The 8,017-nt window shown below is 67.0% G+C and carries 8 protein-coding genes (1 of these 8 running past the window's edge); 5 read left to right on the forward strand and 3 right to left on the reverse strand.

The annotated features are described in order from the left end of the window. Window positions 1-15: 15 nt before the first annotated feature. Window positions 16-435, reverse strand: coding sequence for a DUF3775 domain-containing protein (locus tag JL101_RS00460; protein ID WP_203098717.1), 420 nt, complete (start codon window positions 433-435; stop codon window positions 16-18). Between the two features lie 202 nt (window positions 436-637). Between JL101_RS00460 and JL101_RS00465 the strand changes: the two genes are divergently transcribed. From JL101_RS00465 to JL101_RS00485, 5 genes are all read left to right on the forward strand, one after another. Continuing rightward, the gene (locus JL101_RS00465) at window positions 638-1,588 is read left to right on the forward strand and encodes an ion channel (protein ID WP_203098718.1); all 951 of its coding nucleotides are present in this window, start codon (window positions 638-640) and stop codon (window positions 1,586-1,588) included. Window positions 1,589-1,709: 121 nt separating this feature from the next. Then, on the forward strand, window positions 1,710-2,642 hold the full coding sequence (locus JL101_RS00470; protein WP_323374701.1) for a hydroxymethylglutaryl-CoA lyase: 933 nt from the start codon (window positions 1,710-1,712) through the stop codon (window positions 2,640-2,642). Between the two features lie 20 nt (window positions 2,643-2,662). Continuing rightward, the gene (locus JL101_RS00475) at window positions 2,663-4,048 is read left to right on the forward strand and encodes an SLC13 family permease (RefSeq protein ID WP_228435217.1); all 1,386 of its coding nucleotides are present in this window, start codon (window positions 2,663-2,665) and stop codon (window positions 4,046-4,048) included. A gap of 129 nt (window positions 4,049-4,177) precedes the next feature. Then, window positions 4,178-4,516 carry an acyl carrier protein gene (locus JL101_RS00480; protein ID WP_203098719.1) on the forward strand — a complete coding sequence of 113 codons (339 nt, stop codon included), beginning with the start codon at window positions 4,178-4,180 and terminating at the stop codon, window positions 4,514-4,516. A 245-nt stretch (window positions 4,517-4,761) separates the two neighbouring features. Continuing rightward, the gene (locus tag JL101_RS00485; RefSeq protein WP_203098720.1) at window positions 4,762-6,432 is read left to right on the forward strand and encodes a hypothetical protein; all 1,671 of its coding nucleotides are present in this window, start codon (window positions 4,762-4,764) and stop codon (window positions 6,430-6,432) included. A 42-nt stretch (window positions 6,433-6,474) separates the two neighbouring features. Here the strand turns inward: JL101_RS00485 and JL101_RS00490 are convergent, their stop codons facing one another. Together JL101_RS00490 and JL101_RS00495 are read right to left on the reverse strand one after the other, a co-directional pair. After that, window positions 6,475-6,936, reverse strand: a complete 462-nt coding sequence (locus tag JL101_RS00490) for a hypothetical protein (protein ID WP_203098721.1) — start codon at window positions 6,934-6,936, stop codon at window positions 6,475-6,477. Continuing rightward, on the reverse strand, window positions 6,933-8,017 hold the 3' portion of the coding sequence (locus tag JL101_RS00495; protein ID WP_203098722.1) for a GMC oxidoreductase. Its footprint extends 358 nt past the window's final position; only the last 1,085 of its 1,443 coding nucleotides appear in the window; its start codon lies beyond the right edge, outside the window; it ends in the stop codon at window positions 6,933-6,935. The genes JL101_RS00490 and JL101_RS00495 overlap by 4 nt, the downstream gene beginning before the upstream one ends.

Below are 8,017 nucleotides of genomic sequence, written 5' to 3' on the forward strand. Positions count from 1 at the left end.
GCGGCATCGCGGGAATCAGAGCAGGTCGAGCTTGTACAGGCCCTTCATCAGGTAGTCGTGCAGGTCGGCCTTCTCGGCCATGGTGTCGATCGCCGTCTCGCTGGCGCTGCCGTCCGCCCGGGCCATCGCCTTGTCCCATTCGCCGGCCGCGAAATCGCCGCGGCCGACCCACATCACCGCCCGGAGCTCGATCTGGGCATCCTGCGGCAGGTCGGCGATCATGCCGCGCAGCCGCTGGTACTTGCCGCTGTCGTCCGCCGCCTCGACCACTTCCAGGCTGTCGAATGAGCTTGGGTTGCGCTCGCCCTTGGCTCGGGGCACCTCGTCGACGTCGGTCTGGTACGTCTTGTTCAGGATAAGGTCGCGGATCGCCCGGCACTCGTTGGAAAGCTCCGCGATCTGCTTGATCTGATCGATGCTCAAGTGGTTCAGCATGGTGTCCTCTGTCACTGGGGCGGGGCGATTCCGCATTGCCCTACCCGGTAGAAGCACCCAACAGGAGTGGGGCGAGGCGGTTCCGGACACGGTGCCGCACTGGACCCTGCAACTTGATACGTATAGGAATTGTCGCGACGGGAAACATCCCTGGTCCGGCGGCGTGCCCCGGCAGAAGGGATTTCGAGCAGGCGGACCTCCCATGCCAGATCATCCGGAAGCACCGCCCTCGAAACGATCCTTGAGGCGCAGCCGGTTCCATGGCGGCCTCAGCGCCGTCGTGTTCACCGGCGTGCTGCTGGCCCTGATCTCCCTGTCGATCAAGACGGTGGCCGGAGACCTTGCCTTCGTGCTGCTCGCGTCGGTCGCGGTGGTGGTCTACATTTTCCACCGGCTGTTCCCCGGCGGCGAATTCTTCACCATCGCCCTGGCCAATTTCATCGGCATCTACGCCTCGATCTTCGTCCTGTTCGTCGAAGGAAACTTCAAGGCGGTGACGCCGATGGTGCAGGCCTGGGGATTCGTGATGCCGTTGGCCGCCTTCGTCGGCGGCGCCTGGTGGAAGCGCCATACGATCCGGGCCATCGTGCTGACCGACGTGCTCCGTCCGGGCCGCCGGTTCGACCGCGTCTTCCTGTGGCTGCTGCCGGTCTTCGCCATCGGGGCGCTGACCTTCCTCACCCCTTCCCAGGACATCACCCAGCTGGCGGTCACCGAGCTGTTCTTCCTGGCCATGGCGGCGATCTCGCTGATCGTCCTGTTCGTCAGCCGCGACATCGCGATCTTCCTGCTGGATACCGGGCTGCTGTTCGAGGGATTCTTCCAGGCCGCCGCGAAGCTGGTGGTTCCCGCCTTCGCCTTCCTGACCTTCTACTCGCTGCTGGTGATCGTCTTCGCGTCGCTCTACACGATCCTCGACCGCTTCACCGATCCGCCCAACTTCCTGATCGACGGGAGGCCCCGGGACATCACCTTTCCGGAGAGCCTCTACTTTTCCCTGGTCACGCTCAGCACCGTGGGTTACGGCGATATCCAGCCGCATACCGGCTTCTCCCGCCTGATCACCGCGGCGGAGATCCTGCTGGGCATCCTGCTGCTGCTGTTCGGCTTCAGCGCGATCATCAGCCACCGGAACGACCGGCGCGGTGATTGACGTCCGGAAATGCGCATGCGGCAGGCATACAAGGCGGCGGCGATCTGTTTCACTGCCGGAACCACCCATCGCGGATCGGGGCGCCGGCTCCGCATCGCGTTCGCCATGACGGAGGTCTGAATTGGCAAATCCAACGACCGGCTCCTTCACCGGGCTGAAGAGCCAGATCAAGATCGTCGAGGTCGGCCCGCGCGACGGTCTGCAGAACGAGAAGCGGATCGTTCCGGCGGCGGTAAAGATCGAGCTGATCGACCGCCTGAGCGAGGCCGGGCTGCCGGTCGTGGAGTCCGGGGCCTTCGTGTCTCCCAAATGGGTTCCGCAGATGGCCGACACCGCCGAGGTACTGGCCGGCATCCATCGCCGGGCCGGCGTCTCCTATCCGGTGCTGGTGCCCAATGCCAAGGGCCTGGAGGCGGCGATCGCCGCCGGCGTGGACGAGATCGCGATCTTCGGCGCCGCGTCCGAGTCGTTCAGCCGCCAGAACATCAACTGTTCGATCGACGAGAGCTTCGAGCGTTTCCGGCCGGTCGTCGAGACCGCGCTGCGCCACGGCATCCGGGTCCGGGGATATGTCAGCTGCGTCCTGGGCTGCCCCTACGAGGGGCCGATCGAGCCCGCTGTCGTGGCCGACGTGTCCGAGCGCATGATGAAGCTCGGCTGCTACGAGGTCTCGCTGGGCGACACGGTCGGCGTCGGCACGCCGGGGCAGGCGCGCGACCTGATCGACACCGTCGTGCAGGCGGTGCCGATCGACCGGCTGGCGGTCCATTTCCACGATACCTACGGCCAGGCGCTCGCCAACATCCTGGCGACCCTGGAGGCCGGGATCGGCGTGATCGACAGCTCGGTGGCCGGCCTGGGCGGCTGCCCCTACGCCAAGGGTGCCGCCGGCAACGTCGCGACCGAGGACGTGCTCTATATGCTGAACGGCCTCGGCATCGAAACGGACGTGGACCTGGACCGGGTCGCCGCCACCGGCGTCTGGATCTCCGAACAGCTCGGGCGGCCCAACGCCTCCAAGGTCGGCCGCGCCATGGCGGGGGCGACATCCTGAGCGTCCTCGCCTCCGACCGGGTGCGCCGGCCGCTGCCCGTCGCCCCCGTCCTGGCCGCTTCCGCCGCGATCCTCGCCGCGCTGCTCGCCTTGATGCCGGCCCTGTTCGGACTGGAGCCGCCGACGGGGCGGGCGGCCGGGCTGGTGGTTCTCACCGTCGGGCTGTGGGCCACCGGCGTGGTTCCCGAATTCGTGACCGCCCTGGTGTTCTTCACGCTGGCCATGCTGGCGCGGATCGCGCCGCCGGACGTGATCTTCGCCGGATTCCAGTCGACCGCCTGGTGGCTGGTGTTCGGCGGCCTCGTGGTCGGAGTCGCGGTGACCCGGACCGGCCTGGGCGAGCGGCTGGCCAGGACGCTGGTCGATGCGCTGGCCTCGTCCTATCCCCGGCTGATCGCCGGGGTGGTCGCGATCTCCGGCGGCATCGCCTTCCTGATGCCGTCCACCATGGGCCGGGTCGTGCTGCTGCTGCCGATCGTCCTGGCCCTGGCCGACCGCGTCGGGTTCGGTCCGGGGCGACGCGGCCGGACCGCCATGGTGCTGGCCGCGGCGTTCGGCACCTACATGATCCCGGCGGCGATCCTGCCGGCGAACGTCCCCAACATGGTCATGGCCGGCACGGTCGAGACGGTCTTCGGGGTGACCCTGACCTATGGCGGCTATCTGTGGCTCCACATGCCGGTGACCGGCCTGCTGAAGGGCGTCGTGCTGGTGGCGCTGCTGTGCCGGCTGTTCCCCGACCGGCCTGATCCGGCTGCCGGGGAGCGGGAACGGCGGCCGCTGTCCGCGGCGGAGCGCCGCCTGGCGGTCATCCTGGTGGTGACGCTGGGATTCTGGACGACCGACTTCCTGCACGGGATCTCTCCCGCCTGGGTCGGGCTGACGGCGGCCCTGGTCTGCCTGATGCCGGTCAGCGGCCTGGTGCCGGCGGCTGACTTCAGCCGCTCGGTCAATTTCGCCTCGCTGATCTATGTGGCCGGCGTGCTGGGAATGGCCGCCCTGGTCACCCACAGCGGGCTGGGCGCGGTGCTCAGCGCCGGGCTGCTCGGGGTCATTCCCCTCGAACCCGGGGCGGATGCGCTCAACTTCGCGTCCTTGACGGGAGCCGCGGCGGCTCTGGGCGTCGTCGCGACCATGCCCGGTCTGCCCGCGATCCTGTCGCCCCTCGCCGGCGAACTGGCGGGCGCCACCGGCTGGCCGCTGGTGACGGTCATCATGACGCAGGTGGTGGGCTTCTCGGTCGTCTTCTTTCCCTACCAGGTGCCGCCGCTGGTGGTGGCCCTCCAGCTCGGGAATGTCCGGGTCGCCGAGGCGCTCCGTCTGTCGATCCCGCTGGCACTGGTCACCCTGGCCGTCCTGACGCCGTTGAACTTCCTGTGGTGGCGCCTTACCGGCTGGATTCCCTGACCTAACGCCTAGCGTCTTTACTGCTTTTGTCCAAAGGGCCTGACAACTTTTTTTAACGGAATTGCGCTAACCTGTTATGAATTCGATCCGAACGAGGCCCCGCTGTCCCGGCGTGGGTTGATGGAACCCATGTCGAGATCCACAGAAGACGTCAAGAACTGGATGAACATGTTCCGCTGGATCGTGAAGCTGATCCGGGACGAGTTCGGTATCGACGAGAAGATCCTGGTCAGGACCGCCACCCTCGAGACCGACATGGGGCTCACCATCGAGCAGGTCGAGCAGGTGCTGGAGTTCATCGCCGAAAGCTTCCAGATCAGTTTTCCCGAAGGCACGCTCGACGAGATCGTGAAGCTGGAGGAGCTGTGCATGCTGGCGAGCTGGATCAAAGGCTACTACAAGCGGCCGGAGTTCATCTCCGACGCGTTCGAGGCCCGGTGCCGCGGCATCAACCAGATCGCCGCCTGACCCTGCGGACGGCGGGCGGTCGCACTATCCCGAATGGCCGGCTCCAAGGTGTTGGGTCATCACCCTTCGCCTTAGTCGCGTCCTTGCACGCGACGGGCTGTTTAATCCAGGCGAGCCCGGCCGATATCCCTATACACGGCCGCCGATGCCCGATGTTCCGCGTAGGATCGCGCGTCTGACATAACCGCGGGACCGCAATGCGGACTGATCCCCTGACGCCGGCAATCATGACCCGTGAGAGCGTCATGACGCGGTCGCCGTTCGCCGAGCTGGGGCTGGCCCTTGGGGTGCAGCTCGTCATGATCGTGCTCATCACCCGCCTGGTCGGAGTCCATGCCTGGGACGACGGAGCGATCACGCTCGCCTTCTCGCGCACCTTCGCGGAGAGCGGACTGATCGCGCTCACGTCCGTTTCTGAGGTGGTCGAGGGATATTCCTCCACCGCATGGTTCCTGATCAACGCCGCCATGGCGCTTTTCCGGCCCGGGTTCGAAGGCGCGATCCTCGCCTCGCAGGTGGCGACCGGAATATTCCTCGGCGTCGCCACCGTCTTCGTCTGGCTGATCGCCCGGCACCTCGGCCTCCGCTCCCGGACCCGGCTGGCGATCCTCCTCGTCTTCTCCCTGTCCGGGCCCGCGGTGTCGGAAGTGTCGAACGGCATGGAGATGACGCTGCTGACGGCCGCGGGGCTCGCGCTGTTCCATGCGCTGTATGTCCGGGAGAACCGTCTGCTTCTGGCCGTGGCCATCGTCGTCTTCCTGACGACCCGCTTCGAAGCGATGATCTATTACGCGGCGCTGCTGGCCCCGCTCCTCCTGCATGGACGATACCGGAACTTCATCCTGCTGGCGGTCGCCGGCATGGCGGTCGTGGCCTTGCACGGAGCCGTCAGGTACATGGTTTTCGGGGACGTCTTCCCGAATCCCGTCCATGCCAAGATGCACGTCCCGTACAGCCTGTCGGGCCTCCAGGGCGTCAAGCTTCGCCTGATCGCCGCGGTCGAGATCACCGCGACGCTCCTGCCGCTGGTGCTGGCGGTGTCGGCACTCCTCCTGATCCCGTGGAACGGGCTGTCCGGCCGGCTTTCAGCCCTCAAGCCTGTCCGGAACGATCTGCTCGCCCTCGCGGCCCCCGTCGTCGCCGTGGTGCTGTTCGCCATCCTGATCGGGAAGAACTGGGGCTATGTGGGCCGGATGCAGTTCCTCGCCCTGCCTTTCGTCCTGCTGATCTTCGGCCTGGTCTACGACAGGCTGGCGGACCCGGCCCGGGCGGTTTCCGCGCGCCCGGCCCTGGTCGCGGCGTGCGCCCTCACGATCCTGTTCAGCTGGATCGTCAGCGCCCGGCCGCCGATCGCCCAGATGGCACGGACACTGTCCAGCGGCGGCGGCCAGGTCGCGGAGGTCTACGGGACGACTCCCGAGACCTATCGCAGGACCGGGCTCGCGGTCGATCGTCTGAGGCAGCTGGTCGGCAAGGACACGATCACCTTCGCCACCCCCGACGTCGGCGGCCTCGCCCTGTGCTGCGATCGGATCCGCGTCGTGGATCTGGGCCTCCTGGCGAGCCGGAAGCTGGCCAGGGAGGGTTACGCGGCCCTGCCGGCCATCCTGGCCGAGGAGAGGCCGGATGCCATCGAGGTCCATCAGCACTGGGGAGTGAACTCGAAGATCTACACGATCCCGGAGTTCCGCGACAATTACCAGCCGGTGATCATCGACCGCACGCGCTTCTACCTTCGAAACGAGCATGCGGAAAAACTGATCGGGGAGCGCCGGGCGGAATGGTGTGCCGCGGAGGAGGCGGATTGCGCGGCGTCGGCTCTGCGGACCCACCGCTACGTCAACTCCGTGACGAAGCTCGATGACGCCGCCTTCCTCGAAAGGAAAAGGGTTCTGATGGTCGGTGAAGTCCCCTGACCGGATGGCGCACGATCGGTCGTGAACGGCCCGGGACTTCCGTCAGGCGTCGAAACGGGCCAGTGGATTCATGCAGGGATTGACCAGAGGGTCGGCGTAGGCGACGTAGCTCACGACCGGCCCGGCTTCGGGCCCGCGCAGGAAGAAGTCGGTCGACAGCAGGAACATGTTCATGACGCTGTTCTCGAACGCCGCGAGCTTGTCCCGCACGCCGCCCGGAAGACGATCCCTCAGCTGGTGGCTGAGGCCAACCCCGGGCATCGATCCTGCCAGGCGCAACAGCCAGACTTCCTCCGGGGCTACCTTGTGGGTGAGGTAATCCGACGCGAAGCGGCTGAGATCGTCCTCGGTCACCTGGATGTCCGGGAAACGGTCCCGGAGCACGGCGCGGATCAGGGCTTCCGCAGGGTCGATGTTCTTCGCCACGACTCCGCCGACCAAGCCGGTGACGGCGACGACGGCTCCGCCTCCGACGAGCAGCGTCCTTCGGGATAGCCGCATCATGAGGAGCGCCCTCCGGGGCGATGCAGGTGTTCGGCGGCGCGCAGCGCCAGCGCGCTGATGGTGAGGGATGGATTGGCCGGGGCGCCGGTCGGGAACGCCCCGCTCCCCACCACCATCAGGTTGCGGACCCGGTGATGCACCAGGTTGCTGTCGATGACGCTGTCGGACGGGTCGTCGCCCATGACCGTGGTGCCCAGGACATGCGCCTCCGTGACATTGACGGGCCGTTTGATCTCCACGCGCTCGACCGGCAGCTTTTCCAGGATCCTGGGCAGCGCCTCGTCCAGCGCGGCGATGCCCCGCATCGCGTAATCGCTCCGGGATTCGAAGTGAAGGACGGGTTTGTCCGGGTGCTCGTGCGAGAGGGCGACGCGGTTCCGTTCCAGGGGCAGGTCCTCGACGATGCATTTCAGCAGCTGGATCTGCCGCCATCGGCCGGGCTCGTTGCGGAATTCGGGACGGTTCCAGCTCTCGATCAGGCAGGCTCCGTAGCGGGACCGGTGCGGCCCGTCATAGAGCATGTAGCCGTGTCCGGTGATCGACGTGCTGCCCTGGAAATTGTCCACGCCGTCGAGATACACCAGCGCATCGACGGACGTCTGCTCGTGCAGGCGCCGGCCGAGGAGCGGGTGGTCGAGGCCGGATTTCATCAGGATGAACGGATTGAAAATGGCGTTGGCGCCCAGCACGACCAGATCGCCCCGCGCGGCGTGCTCGGCTCCGTCCCGGCGATAGACCACTCCGGTCGCCATCCCGCCCGCCGTCTCGACGGCGAGCGCTTCCGCCCGGAGCAGCAGGGTGACGCGATCGTCCCGGTACAGGTCGGCCAGGTCGTTGGCTACCGTGAACTTGGCGCTGATCGGGCAGAGATTGCAGACGGCGTTGGCGCAGCAGGCCGCCCGTGACGCCGTGGCGACCCTGGCCCGCGCCGTCGGTTGCGGAAACCAGCCGTCGGGGTACGCGGCCTTCAGCAGCCGGTCCGGGTCGGTGAAGCGGTGCGGCGGCTGGGGATAGGCCTTGGAGCGGGGAAAGGGCGTGCCGGTGTCGGAACCGGAAATCGCCATGATCTCCTCGGCTTCCT

Origin of the sequence: Skermanella rosea (assembly GCF_016806835.2) — a bacterium.
GTDB classification, from domain to species: Bacteria; Pseudomonadota; Alphaproteobacteria; order Azospirillales; family Azospirillaceae; genus Skermanella; species Skermanella rosea.